The following is an 18,890-nucleotide window of genomic DNA, read 5'->3' as shown; positions in this document are numbered from 1 at the left end:
AAATGCCATATTTAAAACAAATTTCTTCCTTGCTACCTTCACCGCTAATATAAGCTTCTACTGCTTCTGTTTTTAAGTTAGAAGAATATGATTTATTATGAGGCTTATCATGCAAACTAGATTCCCCAAATAGTTTATATTTTTTAGCCCAAACACGGATTATATTTCCATGATTACTGTTGTATCTTATTCCTAGTTCGGAACATATTTGTTTGGTAGTCTTCCGTCCTGAAAGATAATCCTTAACCGCTTGTATTTTATCTTCAACTGAATATTTAAATTTTCTTCCCATAAAAAAATACCTCCAAAGTAGAGTTTGGTTATTTACCATGTCTACTTTAGAGGTATCATATCAGCTTATAAATACAGCCTTTTTTTTACTTTCAAAAAAGTAGTATATAAGTTATTATTTTATTATGAAAGGAGATAAATTTTATGAAAATAGAAGTAGATACTAAACTTTTAAAAATAGGAATATATACAACCCTTACAGCCATTGCTATATACATATCCTTTTCTATTATTTCTAATATATCTGGTATATTTAAGGCAGTAACTTCAGTAATAGGTACTTTCTTTTCTTTGATAAAACCTCTTATAATAGCCGCTGCAATAGCTTATTTACTATATCCTATAACAAAGTTTATAGAAAAATTTCTTGAAAAAAATAGATTATATTCAGTAAAAAACAAAGGTAATAGACGAATAATATCTGTATTTACAGCCTATCTTCTTATAATTGGTATAATTACAGGACTTATATGTGGAATATACTTCATGATTGGAGGTCAAATTTCTCAAAATACCTCATTAACCAATATAATTGGATATATAAAATCTTATACTTACAATTCATCTTTTGATGCTAATTCTGTTGAAACAACCTTAAAAGATTTACATAATCCAATTATTGATATGCTTAATCCTTATATTATTAATGTAATATCCTCACTTGAAGATTACTTAGTTAGTAATATTGGAGCTTTAAGCTCTCATGTAATGAGCTGGGGAAGTAATATTGTTTCCTTCTTTATTGCAATAATTATAAGTGTATATTTATTAAAGGACTCAGAATATTTTATAGGATTATTTAAAAAACTTTACTATTTAATATTTAGAAAAAGTAAAACTGGAATTTATATAATAAGAGTATTCTCTATTATCCATGATGTATTTTTCAAATTTATACGTGGTCAGCTTTTAGAAGCATTTATTGTAGCTGTATTATCTACTATTGCTCTTATGATAGCTGGAATAGATTATGCCCCTGTTATAGGATTAATTTCAGGTATATGCAATATGATTCCTTATGTAGGTCCTATTGCTGGAACTATTTTAGCTGGAACTATGGCTTTATTAAGTGGAAGCTACATTAAAATAATTTATGCAGTTGTTGCCATGATAGTAGTTCAACAGCTTGATAACCATCTTCTTGCTCCAAAAATAGTTGGAGATAGTGTTGGATTACATGCAGTTTTCACAATGCTTGCTATAATTGTTGGTGGAAGCACTGGTGGTTTTTTAGGTATGCTTTTAGCTGTACCTCTTGCTGCATCCTTTAAAGTTTTATTCAACCTTTGGTATGATAAAAAAATAAAAGAAACTTAAAAAGTAAAAAGATTCAATTAAATGATATGTTAAAGTCATTTAATTGAATCTTTTTATTAATGATTATTTCTTATTTTATAAAACTCTTCTAATCCTCTTTTTCTAAGTTTACATGAAGGACATTCTCCACATCCATCACCTACAATACCATTGTAGCACGTTAAAGTTTCATTCTTTATAATATCAAAAACTCCAAGCTTATCACTTAGTTCCCATGTTTCACATTTATCAAGCCACATTAAAGGAGTATGCAAAACAAAATTATAATCCATAGCTAAATTTAATGTTACATTTAATGATTTAATAAAGTTATCTCTACAGTCTGGATATCCTGAAAAATCACTTTGAGAAACTCCTGTAACAATGTGTTTTATATTATTACTTTTAGCAAAGATAGCTGCAAAAGTTAAAAACACCATATTTCTTCCTTCTACAAAACTATTTGGAGTACTTTCTCCTTCCTTTGCTGCTTCAACTTTAATTTCTGTTCTAGTTAAAGAATTTGTTGTAAGACTATTTAAAAGCCCCATATCTAAAATATCATATTGAACATCATATTTATCACATATAGCCTTAGCACATTCTAATTCTCTTTTATGTCTTTGTCCATAATCAAAGCCTATAGCTCTTACCTTCTTAAAATTCTTCTTAGCCCAAAACAAACAAGTTGTGCTATCTTGTCCACCACTAAGTACAATTAAAGCCTCTTCTTTATTTAGTGCACTCATTATCTATTGTCCACCTTTTCTGGGTATAAATCATGATTAGTAAGTCTATTAAAGGCAACTTCTTCCCATTTAGTTCCCTTCTTACCGTAGTTACAGTAAGGGTCTATAGATATTCCTCCTCTTGGAGTGAATTTACCCCATACTTCTATGTATTTAGGATCCATAAGTTTTATAAGGTCTTTCATTATTATGTTCATACAATCTTCATGGAAATCACCATGATTTCTAAAGCTAAATAAATATAACTTTAAAGATTTACTTTCTACCATTTTTTCACCTGGTACATATGAAATATAAATTGTTGCAAAGTCTGGTTGACCTGTTATTGGACATAAGCTTGTAAATTCTGGGCAATTAAACTTTACAAAATAATCATTTTCAGGATGTTTATTTATAAATGTTTCTAATACTTCTGGTGTATAACCAAAATCATACTTAACATTTTTATTTCCTAAAGAATTTAAATTTAAGTCATCTCTCATTTTTAAAGGTCTCCTATCTTATCTTTTAGTTTACTAACTAGCACTAAACCTACAATTGCAGGTATAACCTGTCCAAGGCTTAAACTTAGAGCTAATGCCTTGTAAGGCACTCCAGTTAAATGTGATAACCATATTGGAACTACAAGTCCTGGCACAAATATAATTGGCAGAGTTATTAAGGTAATATTTTTATTATACTTTCTTACAGCATAAACCATAAGAGAAGCCATAATTCCAACTAACCCTCCTCCAAAAATATCAAAGAACCCAAGTCCTCCAAGAACCATATTAGATATAATATTGGCTAAGCCAAGGGGTAAAACTAGGAATGGATAGATATAAGCAAAAGCATACATACTTGTAGCTATACGAACTTGAATTGCTCCAAAGGCAAAACTTTGAGTAATAGTCATTATTACAACATAAATTGCTATTACTAAGGCTGAAATAACTAATTTCTTAGTTCTAGATCTGCTATTTTTTAATTCCATTTTATCACCTCCTGAAAATAATTAATGTAAAGAGTATCTTTTTACATGAACAAAGTGGCTGACGCCACGCTTTTCAGCGCAGGAAGCAGCTTTGTTTTGCCATGCAAAAGGTTCTAAAAGTAAAATAATTTCATACTAAAATACAATTTAATTATTTTGCTTTTAGGTTCTTTTGCGGCCTACAATTATTTTTTAATGCATTTGATAACTTCCATATGAGAAAGCCAGTCAAAATCAGTGTTTAACATCAAAAAAATTTTATACTTTCCTCTGCATTAAAAAGGTGGAGTCATCTCCACCTTAAAAACAAAATTATAGTTCTATATAAATCCCTAGTTTTGTTTAAAGACAGGATGGTTACGAACTGTCTTATTTGATTATCACTTGAAATTATATAATATATAATATTAAAATTCAAGTTTTTTATTTCTAATCATTACCTATAAGTATATAAATATTCAGCCCTTGCTAAATCATTATTAAGATTTTGTAAAAATTCTACTTCCAAGCTATCAATAAAGCCTTCACTTTCTATATCTTTAAAGTTAAAATCACAATCCTTTTTATCAAAATTTATATCCTTTATAATATCATTAAGATACTCCATAGTTATAATAATATAATTCTTTTTCTTAGCTTCACTTTCTTGTAGTTTTTCACTAAGTTTATCTAATATATCCATCCAGCAGTTTATATTTAGTATACAGAAAAATAAACTATCATTTTCCTTATGGTTATTAATAATGCTATAAGAAATAAAGTTTAAATTTTTCAAATTATAATATCTTTGTTTATATAAAGACTCTTCAAAAAACTCATTACTACTATCTGATACCAAATATGAATAAATATTTTTATTATCTTCAGAGGGCTGTAATACTGAATTAAATATATTTTTTCTATTACCAAAATAGTATTTTATATCTTCTGCACTTTTCCTACTATTTATTTCAATAAGATTTGTAAATTTATTATCCTTATATCTCATGCCTAAATATTCACCAAAATAATCTAAACCTAAACTATTAATAACCTTATCTTTGTTAATGTGAAATTCAAAAAGAAGTTTAATTGTATATATGAATTTTAATAGTTCGATAAATAGCTTTTCCTCTTCATCTTCAATATACATTCTTAAAAAATCTATAATTGTTATTATATTGCCTAAAGACACTTTATTTTCTTTAATCATATATTTATATTCCATAATATATGAAATTGTTTTTTCAATCTCTATCTTTAAATGTCCTCTACTCATTTTTTCTGATAAAAGCTCTGAAATTTTAATGAATACATACTTGTTCATATCCTCTAAGTTACTAGTTAATATTCCTTTTAATATAGTTTCATATTTACTCTCTGATAGCTTATTTATTATATTAGATTCAAGGAATCTAATAATCTCTATTTTATCCTTTTCAAGGGCCATATCATTTATAAAAATAATAAAATTAATAAACTCTTTTAAATTATCACTTACTATAGCCTTAAAGCTTTCATAATCTGTAATATAATAATTAAATTTAAGTTTAAAGAATTCTCTTAATTGATCATAAATGCTATTACCCTTTGCAAAATCTATATTTGAAAAATAACTTTCATCAATATTAATGCTACAATTATAAAAATCCATTTCTCTTATATAAATATAGCTATTTATGTACCCTAATTTATAATCTTTAAAGTTCTTACTTTCCAAAATACTTTTATCAATAGTATTTAATATAATAACCTTTTTATTTTTAAAGTATCTTTCAACTTTCTCTATATCATTATTTATGTTATCAAGAGAAATAACTAAATAATCTTCATTAAAATAATCAAGATATATATAAATAAGCTCTGTTATTTCCTTTTTTAAATCTATTTTTTTCTTATTATCTACCATGCTATAATCTGCAATATTAAATAAAGAGTTAAATCTTCTTTCTATTTCTTTATATTCTTCATCCTCTTTATTTACCTCTTTATCCTCAAAGGACCTATAAAAATTATATAAAATATGACTTACTATATTATCCCCAAAATTATCTTTTAAATCCATTGTTTCCAATACATCAAATCTGTATTCACATATATCTTCATATTCTTTAATCTGAACTTTTTTTATAGAATCCTCTTTAAGTGAAGAAGCAAAACTTCTAAGTAAAGTTGTTTTTCCACTTCCTCTATTTCCTGTAAAAGTAATCATGTTATTAACATTCCCCAAAACTTCAGAAGCCTTTATTATTTCCTTAATAATTCCTGCAGCCTTCCTATAATTTTTCAGAAATATGGAACTTTTTAGTTCATGAAAACTTTCTACTTTATCATTAAAAACTGCTGCTCTATCTATACTAAAAATACTATTTTCTCTATCCTTAACTTGTAATTTATTTTTTTCTCTAGTACTCATTAAACCCCTCCAAAATTGTATTCCCACACTTTAAATTCTACATTTTTACATATATTCCTTTTTTATTTTTCAAATCAAAGTAGCTTACTCCAAACTTTTCAGCTGAGAAAGTAACTTGGTTGATCCATGCGAAAAATTTATTTAGCAGGATGCATTTTGCATCCTGCTAAATAAATTTTAAACTATGCTCTTTTTCTTTTTCTTGATGCTGCTACTGCCACTCCTGAAATAGCTAATAAAATCATTAGTGTATATACTTGAACTTCAGCATTATCATAAGTCTTAGCAGCATTATTTTTATTAGTAACCTTAGAAGTTTTATCTGTAGAATTATTCTTATCTGAGTTTGCTATTAACTCATCCTTTGAATTATTAACATCTATGTTGCTTTCTGTACCATTTTCTACAGTATTATTTCCTGCATTATTATCTTCTATAGTAATGTCTCCTAAATTACCGCCTTCTATATTATCCCTTCCAGTATTATTATCCTCATTATTAATAACTGGTGCCTTTCCTTCTAGTAAAAGCTTAGTTTCTCCTGCAGGAACTCTATTTTCCTTCCAGTAATCCATAATAGAATCTCTCATACATATATTAGTGTTATAGATATTTTTAGCATTACTAAAATCATATCCATCTCCATCTGTAACCATAAAATCATTAGTTGCTAAAGTATAATACTTATCATCTTCTACTTTAGTTCCATCAAGTAATGTTATATCATTGATTTCATAAGTTTCTGGATTATAATATACCTTAATTCCTGCATATTGTCCCCATCCTATATCTTTAGGATTAATTCCATACTGAATTATATTCTTTAAAGTAGCTCCTGTAACTTCCATTGTTTCTATATAATTATCAAATGGAAGTATTTCATACATATCTCCAACAGTAACTTCTCCCTCTTCTAGGCTTCTTCTTATACCTCCTCCATTGTTAACTGCTACATCTGTTTTTGCTACTAATCTCATTGTTTCTGATACCTTTACGCCTAGATCAGTAAGATTTGAATAATAAATGTGAGTCCTAAATTTTTTTATATTTTTTAAGATATTAAAAAATTTACATATAAAAAAGGCTATAGTATTGATACTGGCTACTAAAGAAATTTTATACGCAAAAAACGGAATACTATATATAGTACTCCGCTTTTCAAAAAATATTCTATTTGTGAATTAATCCCATCCTAATTTTTTTCTTTTTTCTTTCATATCTTCTATAATTCTAGCTGCTAACTTTTTAGCATCTACATTTACTATCATTTCTGATCCTAAAGTATCCTTAGTTCCTTCCATTATAAAGTTCATAACATTATCTGAACCATGAACTGGTGGATAAACACAGTGATAAGAGTTAATTCCAAGTAGTCTAAAACTTAGAGAAGCTCCTATTCCTTTTTCATTTGACCATTCAGGACTTGCCAGTGCATAAGGCATTTCTTTAAGGGCTGCACCTGCAAAGCCTGCTACTCCTGCAAAAACTCCTGTTGCTCTTGCATTATCAATACATTCTCCCATATGCCATACTGGAGGAAGGTCTGGTGATAAGAAGTTCTTTAAAGGTTCACCGCACTTATTTAAAGCTTCTAAGTTACAATAACCTAGTTTTAATAACGGGAAAGATGCACATCCATTAGTTAAAACTAATACATTATTCTTTAATAATTCGTCAACCACGTCAACTACTGCTTTTTCATATATCACTCTAGGATTATTACATCCAACAACATTAGCTATTCCAAGTATTTCACCTTTCTTCATAGCTTCATATATTGGCTCCATGCTTCCAAACTTATGATTTATATATTCTACTGAAAAACCTACTTCTGCATCTACTTCATAAGGTGGTATAAATACTGGAATTCCTCTTCTTTCAGAAAAACTTTCAATTGCTCTTGTAACTATCTTTCTAGCTATTTTATTAGTTTCATTTAAATTAGATAATTCATGGTCATAAGCTATATGCTCTGCCCCTGGAAGTCTTGCCGAATCACTAGTAGTTACAACTGTTGTTTTATGACATTTAGCAACATCCATTATAGCTGGGAAAACATCTTGTACATCAGCAACCCATAAATCTAAGGCTCCTGTACCTAAAACAAGTTCTGCTCCAACTGCATTTGATAAAGGTATAACTCCATCATATCTATACATTGCTGAAAGACCAGAGCAGCATATTCCATAGAATTGAATACCCTTTGTTCCATGCTTTTTAGCTAATTCAATAAATTCTTCACTATGTCCAACCTTAACTATTTCACTAACTAAAACTGGAAGATGTCCATGAACAGCTATATTTACATATCCCTTCTTTAAAGCTCCTACATTAACTTTTGATGTACATCTATTACCGATACCAAATAAGCTATCTGTAGCAATATTTGAAGCAACAACTCCAGAGAATACAAAAGTTAATCCAAGTCTTAAGAATTGCTGCATAATATTACGCCAATCCCCATCTGTAGTAGCTGTTGATCTATGTAATGCTTCAAAAACTTCATGGTAGGCACTAATAGGAAGTATACCAAGCTCCTTCCAAACCTTTTGTCTTTCTTCTGGCGCACAAGCAGAGATTGTTTTATATTCTCCAGGAAGAACTCTTCCTATATCTTCAAGTAATACATCTGCAAGCTTTGAAGCTACCTCATTAATTGTCTTACCTTCAATATCTATTCCAAATTGTTTTGCAGTATTTATAACTTTTTCTTCTCCTACTATAGGAATATCAAGTTGTCCTTCCGCTGCTTTTTTCAAAGAAATTAATACTTCCCTTGCATGAGCTCCATGAGAAGCAACTCCTCCAGCTAAACTTCTTAAAATATTTCTAGCAACAATTAAGTCTTTATCTGCTCCACATACCCCTTTAGGACTCTTCTTTGTTATCTTACAAGGTCCCATGTTACATATCTTACAACATACTCCAGCAAGTCCAAAAGTACATTGTGGCTTTTGATTATCAAATCTATCAAAAGTTGTATCACAGCCAATTTGCTCCATATGCAATATCATTTCTTTAACTGCTGGATCTGGAGTATTTTCAATAACATCTTGTTTTGAAGGAAAAGTCTTTCTATATTCATTAACTGCATTTACATAATCACTTATTCCATCATGGTGATGGTGATGATGTTTGTCTTCCCCAATTAGTTCATGATGAAATTTTACTTTTCCGAAATTTTCTCTTAATATATTGTTCATTTATTTTTGCCCCCTAAATATAGTATTCAACCTTTTCATTAGCATTGCTTTGAAGAAAATGAAATATTTTATCCTTAAGTCCATAAAATTCTGTTCCGCTTCTCTTTACAGTTTTTTCAATAGGATTGTCAATTACCTGCTTAACTCTTCCCGGATGTGGTGCCATAATAACTATCTTTGTTCCAAGAAAAATAGCTTCTTCCACATCATGAGTAACAAATATAACTGTCATCTTTTCTTTTTTCCAAATATTAATTAAATCTTCTTGTAACTTAACTCTTATTACAGGATCAAGAGCTGCAAAAGGTTCATCCATAAATAATACTTTAGGTCTAACAGCTAATGCTCTTGCAATAGCTACTCTTTGCTTCATACCTCCAGATAATTCTGATGGATAACTGTTTTTAAACTCTTGAAGTCCAACAAGATTTATATATTTATCACTTAATTCTTTTCTTTCCTTCTTTGCAAGCTTCTGACTTTCAAGACCAAGCTGTACATTTTTCTCAACAGTTCTCCAAGGAAGAAGACCATAATTTTGAAAAATAGTAACTCTATCTATAGTAGGTTTATCTACTATTTCGCCATCAATGTAAATATTCCCTTCTGTTGGTTTAAAAAATCCAGCAATCATATTCATTAATGTACTTTTTCCGCATCCTGATGGTCCTAAAAGACATACAAATTCTCCAGTGTTAATATTTAAATCAATATTATGAAGTGCCTTATTTTCATTTCTTTCAAATATTTTAGATACTCCCTTAACTTCTATACTCATAATATTTTCCCCCTTTATGCAAATCTTCCCCATTTAGAATTTATCTTACTTTCAAAAAGACCAATTAGCTTGTCTAAAATCAAACCAATAACACCAATTAAAACTATACCTGCAAGAAGCATATCATTTCTAAGATTATTTCTCGCATCTATAATTAAATATCCAAGTCCTGACTGAGCTCCTACCATTTCACCTGCTACTAAGAAAATCCAAGCACTTCCTAGTGCAATATGCATTGAATTTGCTATACTTGGAAATATTGCTGGAAAAATAACTTTAGTAACAAGACTTAGTCCTTTAATTTCAAAGGTATCTGCTACCTTTATATAAATTTCATCTATCTTTTTAACTGCTGTAACTGTTGATATAAGTACTGTATAAAAAGATGCTAAAAAAATTATCACTATAGCTGGAAGATTTCCTATTCCGAAGGCTATAACTATAAAAGGAAACCATGCTGTAGGTGATATAGGTCTTAAAATCTGAACTATTGGATCTACAATATCCCATGCCTTTCTATAGTAACCTAATATAAGGCCTAATATTACTGCTACAACTACTGATAAAATATATCCTATAAAGAATCTATATAAACTTATTCCTATATATTGAAACAAAATTTTATCATCTATCATTTCTTTTATTGCAAGAATAACTTTATATGGTGATGGCACTGCTGATTTTCCACTTTGCCCCATGCTAGATAAAAGTGTCCATACCCCTAAAAGTATAGCTATGCTAATAACTATATTTATAATTTTCTTTTTATTTTTCATTATTAATCACCCCATCAATTAATGAATTATCAACAAAGTCTTCATAACTTGGAATATTATCTGATAAATTCATTTCTTTTAAATACCCGCTTATTGTTTCATAATCTTTTTTCTCTATTCTTAAGTTCTTAAAATTAATCCAGTTTAAAGATAAGTCAAGCACCTCTTTTTGAACCTTTAAAAATTCCTTTGCACGTACTTCCTTTTCTTCCTCATTTTCTTCTAGATACTCTGCTGCTTCTAGATATTTTCTAAGGGTTTCCTCTGCTTTTTCTCTATTTTCATCAATGAATTCTCCCCTAAAAACTAGAGTGCAACATATAGAATTCTCTATAAGCTCAGATGACTGTTTTATAATTTTACCATTTCCATTAACAACAGCTTTAGCTCCAAAAGGTTCTGCTACACAATATCCATCTATTCTTTCTTCCTGAAGTGCTACTGCCATTTCAGATGGAGGAATTTCTGTAATTTTCACATCATTAAATGTCATGCCTTCTCTTTTAAGTAGCTCATATAATAAAATATAATGTGTTGAAAGCTTATTAGGTACTGCTAAAGTTTTACCTTTTAAATCTTTTGCACTTTCAATATTTTCATTAACTACAACAGCATTTCCATCTCTATGAGAAAGAGCTACTGCCTTTAAATTTACTCCCTGACCTTTAGCTTTCATAGCTAATTCACTCAAAACAGATGCCCCATCAATCTTTCCTGAGTTTAAAGCTTCCATAAGTTCAGGCCATGATCCAAACTTAATAAGTTCAATATCTCCATCTTCTATTTGTTTTTCTATATATAGTGGTAATGCATGAGTAATTGCTAGATAGCCTATTTTTACACTTCCTTTTTCTTCTTTATTATTGCTGCACCCAATTAAAGTAATAGAAAAGATAGCTATCATTAAATAAATAATTATTTTCTTAAACTTCATATTACCTGCCCCCTTTTCAAATAATACTTATATTATAAGTATGATATGTTTAGTATTATATCACTATTTTCACCCTAGTCAACCATTTTATACTTTTTTATATATTTTTATTCTCTTATGTAATAATATTCAAAATGAAAAAATAAGAAAAAGATGCATTTGAAGATTTTTAAATCTTTCACAGATGCACCTTTTTCTTATTTCCTTAATTCTAAATTCTAAATTTCTAATTCTAAATTAGTAAAGCTTTGTTCCACATTCAGAGCAGAATTTTCCACCTGTAGTTTTAGTTCCACAGTTTGGACAGAATTTAGGACCTTTAACCTGACTATTTTGAGCTTCTGAATTATTATTTGCATTATTCATATTATCCATCATCTGTTTTCCCATCTGCATACCCATTTGAGCTGCCATCATATCAGATGCTAAATTTGATCCTCCGCCCATTTTTCCATTTGTCATAGCATCAACTATGCCGATTTGTTGATACTTATTAACATCTCCAACCATACTTTGAGATGCAACTTTATTAACCATCTTTTGAACTTCTTCTGGATATGAGAAGTTGCCAATATTAAAATTAGTAATTTCTACTCCAATTTTACTCATTTCCATATCAAGGTCTTCACATATTCCCTTTGATATATCGAAGGAATTAGCTTGAAGGTTAAACATATCTTTTCCTTCCTTAACTATCCACTTCATAAGTAATTGATCAAGCATTGATATAATTCTTTCTTTTACATCATCAATAGTATACTGGTTCTTAACTCCAGCTATTTTATCTATAAATGTTATATAGTCAGAAATTTTGCAGTTAAAAGTTCCAAGTGCTCTTATTGGCATTCCCCCTGGAAGACTTGGGTGTGGTATATTAATTGCTTGTCTAGTTCCCCACTTAACTGTAACTTCTTTAGTATTAATAAATAAAACTTCAACTCTTAGCCCACTGTTAAAGCCAAATTTAAATCCTTTTAAAGTAGATAAAAATGGTATAATTTCAGATTCTATATCATAGCTTCCTTCATCCTTAAATATACCTTCTCTTTTACCATTAAACATAAAAATAGCATCTTGGCCTGGTCTAATGATAAGTTTTGATCCCTTTTTTATTTCTTTATTATTCCACTTCCAGAATAATATATCGTCTCTATATTCTTCCCATTCAACAATATTTGCAAATTGTTTTTTAAAAAGACCCATACGTCATCCTCCTAAATTTTACTTATTATCATTTTCCAACTCTTCAAATAACTTGTCAAGGTCATCATCCTCAGAAGAACTTTCAGATAAAAATTCATTTATTTCTTTCATTCCTTCAGCTTCTGCAGACTTTCTATTTATTTCCCTTTCTAAGTCCTTAAGAGTATTATTAATTTTACTTTTTTTATAATCTTCTTCTGATTTTACATTCATTTCATTTATATTATCTAATATTTCTTTCAAAATTTCTATATCAGAAAATACTTTACTTTCAGCATTCTTTATTTTATCTGCTGCTTTCTTAGCTGTTTCATAAGCTTTTTCTAATTTAATCTTCTCGTCCATATAAGAACTTTTTTTATCTTCAAATAATCTTACATCACTAGAATTTCCACCTTCTAAAGATTTTTTTATATACCTATCCATTTTAGCTATTGAATCTTCACATTCATTAAGAGCTCTTTTTCTTCTCTTTTCTTCAGCCAAAATAGACTCATACTGTGCCTTTAATTTCCCTGCTTCACTTTCAAATTTTCTTATATACTGCCTAATTTCATCTTCGCTTTTTTTGTTATTAGCTAAAAATTTTCTAACATTACAAGACATTATATTTTTTATTCTAGTTAGCGTACTTCCCATAATTGCCTCCCATTCAATGATAATATGTTATGGATAATATGTTATGATTATACTATATTTTTCAACTTTTTGTTATTAATTCACAAAAACTAAATTTTTTCATTTATATATTCTATTCATTCCTTTTATGATTTATATAAGTGACAGTCCAAATTTTATATTTGGTAACTGGAACTTATAAAACAAAGTAGCTGACACCACGCTTTTTAGCGCAGGAAGCAGCTTTGTTATGCCATGCAAGAGGTTCTAAAAGCAAAATAATTTCCTTTTAAAATACAATTTAATTATTTTGCTTTTCGGTTCTCTTGGGGCACTACAATTATTTTTTAACGTATTAGACAACTCACATATAAGAAAATCAGTAATAATCAGTGCTCGCTCTTAAAGAAATTTTAAATTTTCCTATATGTAAAAAAAGCTACCGTATTGTACTCATACGATAGCTTTTCCATTAAACTTTATCTTTATTAAAAATTAAATCCATTAAATCCCCAATGCTTAACTTCTTCATATTGTATATAAATATGATCCTTAGGTATATTCAATTCACTTTCATATAAATTGCAAATATCTTTAGTTATTTCTTCAAAATACTTTTTTTCTACCTGTCCTAATACCTTAACTTCTACAAAGGCTCCATATTGTAATTCTTCTCCACCAAAATATAAAGAATAATTATCTTCGAAACCAACCATTAAAAATTTTTCTGACTTACCTGGAATATCAGCTATTATTTTACCTAATTCTGATTTTAATTTTTCCTTTTTTTCTTTACTTAATTCTACTGTTACCTTTGATCCTATGTATGGCATGGATAAAACCTCCCTTTTTTATTTTTATTAATAATATTATAGCACAATATAAATTTATACTTTCCTCATATTTGAAATAGTATAAATTTTAAAAGTCTTAGAAATCCTAATAATCTTAGAATCTAGAATACTGCAACTACAGTTCCTTTATATTTATCGTTAATAAAATCTCTTACTTCTTGTGAAGTTAATGCCTTAGTTAAAGCTTGTATTTTTTCTGAATCTTCATTTCCTTTTTTAACTGCTAAAATATTTCTCATGTCCTTTAAAGACTCTTGATTAATATCTTCTGAATATAATCCATCTTTTGTAGCATCTAGTCCACCTTGTAATGCATAGTTACCATTAATTACTGCTGCATCAACATCTGATAATGTTCTTGGAAGTTGAGCTGCTTCGATTTCTTGGAATTTTAAGTTTTTGTTATTTTCAGTAATATCATTTACAGTAATTAATTCACCATCTTTAACCTTTATAAGACCAGCACCTTGTAAAACTCTTAAAGCTCTTGCTTCATTTGATGGATCGTTTGGAATTGCAATTGTTGCACCGTCTGCAATCTCACTAATAGATTTAACCTTTGAAGAATATACTGCCATTGGCTCAATATGAATTTCTGCTGTATAAGTTAAATCATAACCTTTTTCTTCGTTAGTAGTATTTAAATAAGCAATGTGTTGGAAGTAATTAGCATCAATTTCTCCTTCTTGAAGTGCTGTGTTTGGTGTTTCATAATCATCAAATTCTTTAATATCTACTTTATAACCTTCCTTTTCAAGAAGCGGAACAGCCACCTCAACAATTTCTTTATGTGGCACTGGAGATACCCCAATTGTTATTGTTTTATCATCGCTTCCTTTACTACCACCGCAGCCTATAAGCCCTACTGCTAATATTCCTGTTAATATTCCTGCTAATATTTTCTTTTTCATTTTAGTTCCCCCTCTTTATTTAGATAATTTATTATATAAATAATTGCCAAGACTTTGTAAAATCTGAACAATAATAATAAGCACAATTACTGTTATAATCATAACGTCTACTTGAAATCTTTGATATCCATATCTTATTGCAAGAGCTCCAAGACCTCCGCCTCCAATAGTTCCTGCCATTGCTGAATATCCAATAATACTTATTAATGTAAGAGTTATTCCTGAAACTATTGATGGAACTGCCTCTTTAAGCATTACTTTAAAAATTATTTGAGTATTAGATGCCCCAAAAGATTTTGCAGCTTCTATAACTCCAGGATCTACCTCTTTTAATGCTGATTCGATTACTCTTGAAACAAATGGTGCTGCAGCTATTGTAAGTGGAACAATTGTTGCAGTAGATCCAATTGATGTACCTACAAGTAATCTTGTAAATGGAATTATTACAACCATTAAAATTATGAATGGAAAACTTCTTAAGGTATTTACTATAAAATCTAAAATCTTATATATTGTTTTATTAGGCCTTAATCCATTTTCATCTGTAACTGTTAGAATTATTGCAGGAATAAAACCAATTATTACTGCAAGGATAGTTGAAATTACAACCATATACATTGTTTCTCCTATTGCTGGTGCAAGTAATTTTAACATCTATATTACCTCCCATTGAATGTCTTTATTTTTTAAATAGTCAAAAATTATTGTTTTATCTTTTTCTTCAATATTTATTACAAGGCTTCCCAAAACATTATCTCTAAACTTTTCAAGCTTTCCCCAAACTATTGAAAAATCAATATTTGTATCTCTAGCCATCTTAGTTATAAGAGAATTTTCTGAGCACTTAGCTGGAAATAAAATTCTTATATTTATACCTGAAGAAGGTAATGTTTCATCATCATTTTCACCTAAGAATTTTTTCAAAGATATTCCTGGCTTTAAGAATAGCTCTTCAGAACTTCCTTCAACTTCTATCTTTCCATCATCTATAAGTGCAACTTTCTCGCAGACTTCTTTAACAACTTCCATTTGATGAGTAACCATTACTATTGTTATTCCAAGTTCTTTGTTTATTTTTAAAAGTAATTTTAATATATCCTTTGTTATTTTAGGATCAAGAGCTGATGTAGCTTCATCACATAATAAAATTTTAGGATCTAGTGCTAAAGCTCTTGCTATTGCTACTCTTTGCTTTTGTCCTCCACTTAAAGAAGCTGGCTTATGATTTATCTTTTCTTCAAGTCCTACAAGATTTAATAGTTTTTTAACTTTCTTATTTATTTCATCTTTTTTATATCCCCATGTTTCTAGGGGAAGAGCAACATTTTCATAAACAGTCTTTCTCTTTAATAAATTAAAGTTCTGAAAAATCATTCCCAAATCTTTTCTAAAAACTCTAAGTTCTTTTTCACTAAGTTCTTTTATTTCTTTTCCCATAACTTTTACAGAACCCTTATCGTAAGATTCTAAACCATTGATACATCGCAAAAGAGTTGATTTTCCTGCACCACTATGGCCAATTATTCCATATATTTCACCTTCATTTATGTTTATGGAAATATTTTTCAAAACATCTGTCTGTCCGAAACTCTTATAAACATTTTTTATTTCTATCATGTAAAATATCCTCCTAATTATTTTCCTTATCTATAATTTACTACTTTTTTTATAAATTTATAAAAAAGTAGCATCGGAGAATAAACTCCGATGCTCTAAAATCTATGCGCACTCATTTATTCTCTCATCTTTCAATAATTAAACATAATTATTGCAGGATTTAGCACCAGTATATATAACATATATAAAAAATTATAACCAAAATGTTATATTGGTTGCCGGGTTTCATAGGGCCAGTCCCTCCACCGCTCTTGATAAGAAATTTTATTTATTTTTTCTTTGTTAAATTTGTTAAGTATATGTTACTTCAAAAATAATATTTTGTAAAGTATTTTTTTATATTTTTTTATTTTTATTTATTTTCTACTACTAAATTTGACACTAAAGTTGCATTTTTTTGTTGTTTATCCAATAATTGTTGAGATATTATATATTGCCTCCAAAAAAGATTTGCTTCAGCTTACAAAAGTGCTTAGATTAAAAATTCAGCTAATTATTTATCACTTTATTCAATAATTGAGCCTATTTTTTATATTTAGAATTATATTTTTAGTGATCTACTCCCACTTATAGAAGCAGGAGTTTCTTGGTTAATATTCCCAAAAAGCAAGTTTACATAAGCTTAAAAATCCAATAGAACAAAGTGGCTGACGCCACGCTTTTCAGCGCAGGAGGCAGCTTTGTTTTGCCATGCAAAAGGTTCTAAAAGTAAAATAATTTCATATTAAAATACAATTTAATTATTTTGCTTTTAGGTTCTTTTGCGGCCTACAATTATTTTTTAATGTATTTGATAACTTCCATATGAGAAAGCCAGTCAAAATCAGTGTTTAACATCAAAAAAAATTTTATACTTTCCTATGCATGACAAAGTGGCTGACGCCACGCTCCCTTCGGGAAACTTAATTGTAAGTAAAAATTTAAAAGCATAGGATGCTCAAAATCCTATGCTTAACTTCTATGCTCTATATTTCTTTCCATAAACTCCATCATATTTTGTAGGTCTCATTATACCTCCGCATTTTTCGCACGAAAAACAAGGGGGTTCATCTATATTACTTTGATCCATTTCATCAAAGTATTCTACAACCTCCTTAGGAATATCTTCTTCCAACTTACACTGTGTACATTTATATTTTATTGTTTCTTCCATACTGAATTCCTCCAACTATCGTGATGTCGGATTAATTCTACCATAGATTATTCCTCTTGTGATAGCATATATCTCAAGAGCTTCCTCAAGTTTTTCTCTAGTACCCTCTATTATTTTAGTTTTTAAATATTCCCTCATAGAACCATACTTAGGATAAACAATATCATAAAATTTCATTCTTTTATTACATATAGGACAATCGCATGGATTAACTCCAAAACTCGCTAAAATTCTATATTGCCACTTATCTAATGATTTTCTAAGTTTTAATATTCTATCTTCAATCATTTTTAAAATATTATAATTTCCTTTACTTCTTGTAGAGTATATTCCAAAATATCTAACCATATTAAAATGTTTTTCTGGTATATATATTATTAATTTCTTTATAAATTCATATACATGAACCTTTTCAATAACAACTTTGTCATCTTCATGTCTTGTATACTTATATGTTACATATATACCATCATACTGAAGTATTCGAGACTCTGCTATTGCAGGTCGTCCAACATATCTTCCAACGTATTTAGCAGCCATCTTAGCTGATTTTATTTCACTCTTTGCATGAACATAGAACCCATTAACATTATTTCTATAAAGTTTATTTATTATAGTTCTAAGTGGTTTGCTATTTCCTGAAATAGACTTAACGGCATCCAATAGAAGTTTCTGCCATCTCTATCTCAAAGCCTCATATGAAAAATGTCTTATAGGTCTCCATTCAGTTATTTTGCCTGCTCCACCTTCGGTTACCATCATGCGAACATGAGGATTCCATTTTAAATCTCTACCAAATGTATGAATCACAGTAACCATTCCTGGTGTAAATTCTTCACTTTTATTTAGCTTATACATCCAGCTCGTAACAGCTTTAGCTGCGCATTTCGATAATATCTTTAATCTTTGTCTGTCTACTCTAAAAAAGTCTCTCAGTTCTTCTGGAATGGTAAAGACTATATGTCTATGCTTAACATTTATTAAGTTTCCTATCATTTTACTCATTTTACGTGTAACTGGCTTTAGGTTTCCATTTAATTAGAATGGCTGTATTATGAATAAAAGTGATAAATATAGGCAAGTATCTAAACAAATGATTATTTGGAGATGAAGAAGATGTGTTCGGATAACTATAATGA

At 29.0% G+C, this 18,890-nt stretch carries 18 protein-coding genes, 1 pseudogene and 1 riboswitch; of the genes and pseudogenes, 1 reads left to right on the top strand and 18 read right to left on the bottom strand.

Annotated features, from left to right (window positions below):
- Window positions 1–292: transposase (locus BM384_RS08360; RefSeq protein WP_175537318.1), on the bottom strand; the 292-nt coding region annotated here is incomplete at its 3' end.
- A gap of 143 nt (window positions 293–435) precedes the next feature.
- Here BM384_RS08360 and BM384_RS08355 point away from each other — a divergent pair.
- Window positions 436–1,608 (top strand): AI-2E family transporter, encoded by a 1,173-nt coding sequence (locus tag BM384_RS08355; protein ID WP_090012817.1) that lies wholly within the window; start codon window positions 436–438, stop codon window positions 1,606–1,608.
- Window positions 1,609–1,664: 56 nt separating this feature from the next.
- Here BM384_RS08355 and queC read toward each other — a convergent pair whose 3' ends face one another.
- The 17 genes and pseudogenes from queC to BM384_RS08270 all read right to left on the bottom strand — a co-directional run bounded on the left by queC (window position 1,665) and on the right by BM384_RS08270 (window position 18,570).
- Window positions 1,665–2,339 carry a 7-cyano-7-deazaguanine synthase QueC gene (gene queC, locus BM384_RS08350; RefSeq protein ID WP_090012815.1) on the bottom strand — a complete coding sequence of 225 codons (675 nt, stop codon included), beginning with the start codon at window positions 2,337–2,339 and terminating at the stop codon, window positions 1,665–1,667.
- Window positions 2,336–2,818, bottom strand: a complete 483-nt coding sequence (gene queF / locus BM384_RS08345) for a preQ(1) synthase (RefSeq protein WP_090012814.1) — start codon at window positions 2,816–2,818, stop codon at window positions 2,336–2,338. The genes queC and queF overlap by 4 nt, the downstream gene beginning before the upstream one ends.
- A 2-nt stretch (window positions 2,819–2,820) precedes the next feature.
- A complete protein-coding gene (locus BM384_RS08340; RefSeq protein WP_090012812.1) occupies window positions 2,821–3,309 on the bottom strand; it encodes a QueT transporter family protein in 489 nt (162 codons plus the stop codon).
- Window positions 3,310–3,745: 436 nt separating this feature from the next.
- Entirely contained in the window at window positions 3,746–5,704 is a 1,959-nt protein-coding gene (locus BM384_RS08335; RefSeq protein ID WP_090012810.1) for a P-loop NTPase family protein, read from the bottom strand.
- Between the two features lie 182 nt (window positions 5,705–5,886).
- Window positions 5,887–6,729 (bottom strand): 5'-nucleotidase C-terminal domain-containing protein, encoded by an 843-nt coding sequence (locus BM384_RS08330; RefSeq protein ID WP_278280903.1) that lies wholly within the window; start codon window positions 6,727–6,729, stop codon window positions 5,887–5,889.
- 156 nt (window positions 6,730–6,885) lie between these two features.
- Window positions 6,886–8,907: an anaerobic carbon-monoxide dehydrogenase catalytic subunit gene (gene cooS, locus BM384_RS08325; RefSeq protein WP_090012807.1), complete on the bottom strand. Its 2,022-nt coding sequence runs from the start codon at window positions 8,905–8,907 to the stop codon at window positions 6,886–6,888.
- Window positions 8,908–8,920: 13 nt separating this feature from the next.
- Window positions 8,921–9,685, bottom strand: a complete 765-nt coding sequence (locus BM384_RS08320; protein WP_090012806.1) for an ABC transporter ATP-binding protein — start codon at window positions 9,683–9,685, stop codon at window positions 8,921–8,923.
- A gap of 14 nt (window positions 9,686–9,699) precedes the next feature.
- A complete protein-coding gene (locus tag BM384_RS08315; protein ID WP_090012803.1) occupies window positions 9,700–10,461 on the bottom strand; it encodes an ABC transporter permease in 762 nt (253 codons plus the stop codon).
- Complete coding sequence (locus BM384_RS08310; RefSeq protein WP_090012801.1) at window positions 10,451–11,395, bottom strand: ABC transporter substrate-binding protein; 945 nt, start codon at window positions 11,393–11,395, stop codon at window positions 10,451–10,453. The genes BM384_RS08315 and BM384_RS08310 overlap by 11 nt, the downstream gene beginning before the upstream one ends.
- A gap of 237 nt (window positions 11,396–11,632) precedes the next feature.
- Window positions 11,633–12,598: an SPFH domain-containing protein gene (locus tag BM384_RS08305; RefSeq protein ID WP_090012800.1), complete on the bottom strand. Its 966-nt coding sequence runs from the start codon at window positions 12,596–12,598 to the stop codon at window positions 11,633–11,635.
- 18 nt (window positions 12,599–12,616) lie between these two features.
- On the bottom strand, window positions 12,617–13,237 hold the full coding sequence (locus BM384_RS08300) for a PspA/IM30 family protein (RefSeq protein WP_090012798.1): 621 nt from the start codon (window positions 13,235–13,237) through the stop codon (window positions 12,617–12,619).
- A 467-nt stretch (window positions 13,238–13,704) separates the two neighbouring features.
- On the bottom strand, window positions 13,705–14,049 hold the full coding sequence (locus tag BM384_RS08295) for a phenylpyruvate tautomerase MIF-related protein (RefSeq protein ID WP_090012797.1): 345 nt from the start codon (window positions 14,047–14,049) through the stop codon (window positions 13,705–13,707).
- A 122-nt stretch (window positions 14,050–14,171) separates the two neighbouring features.
- Window positions 14,172–14,981 carry a MetQ/NlpA family ABC transporter substrate-binding protein gene (locus BM384_RS08290; protein WP_090012795.1) on the bottom strand — a complete coding sequence of 270 codons (810 nt, stop codon included), beginning with the start codon at window positions 14,979–14,981 and terminating at the stop codon, window positions 14,172–14,174.
- Between the two features lie 15 nt (window positions 14,982–14,996).
- A complete protein-coding gene (locus BM384_RS08285) occupies window positions 14,997–15,635 on the bottom strand; it encodes a methionine ABC transporter permease (RefSeq protein ID WP_090012793.1) in 639 nt (212 codons plus the stop codon).
- On the bottom strand, window positions 15,636–16,598 hold the full coding sequence (locus BM384_RS08280) for a methionine ABC transporter ATP-binding protein (protein WP_090012792.1): 963 nt from the start codon (window positions 16,596–16,598) through the stop codon (window positions 15,636–15,638).
- A 121-nt stretch (window positions 16,599–16,719) separates the two neighbouring features.
- Window positions 16,720–16,859, bottom strand: a riboswitch (SAM riboswitch).
- A gap of 697 nt (window positions 16,860–17,556) precedes the next feature.
- Window positions 17,557–17,751: a hypothetical protein gene (locus BM384_RS08275; RefSeq protein ID WP_090012790.1), complete on the bottom strand. Its 195-nt coding sequence runs from the start codon at window positions 17,749–17,751 to the stop codon at window positions 17,557–17,559.
- Window positions 17,752–17,766: 15 nt separating this feature from the next.
- Window positions 17,767–18,570: pseudogene (locus BM384_RS08270) on the bottom strand (transposase).
- Window positions 18,571–18,890 lie beyond the last annotated feature (320 nt).

Source organism: Clostridium sp. DSM 8431 (assembly GCF_900116755.1).
Lineage (GTDB): Bacteria > Bacillota > Clostridia > Clostridiales > Clostridiaceae > Clostridium.
Note: the sequence above shows the minus strand (reverse complement) of the source record. Positions and strands in the feature narration are given on the sequence as shown.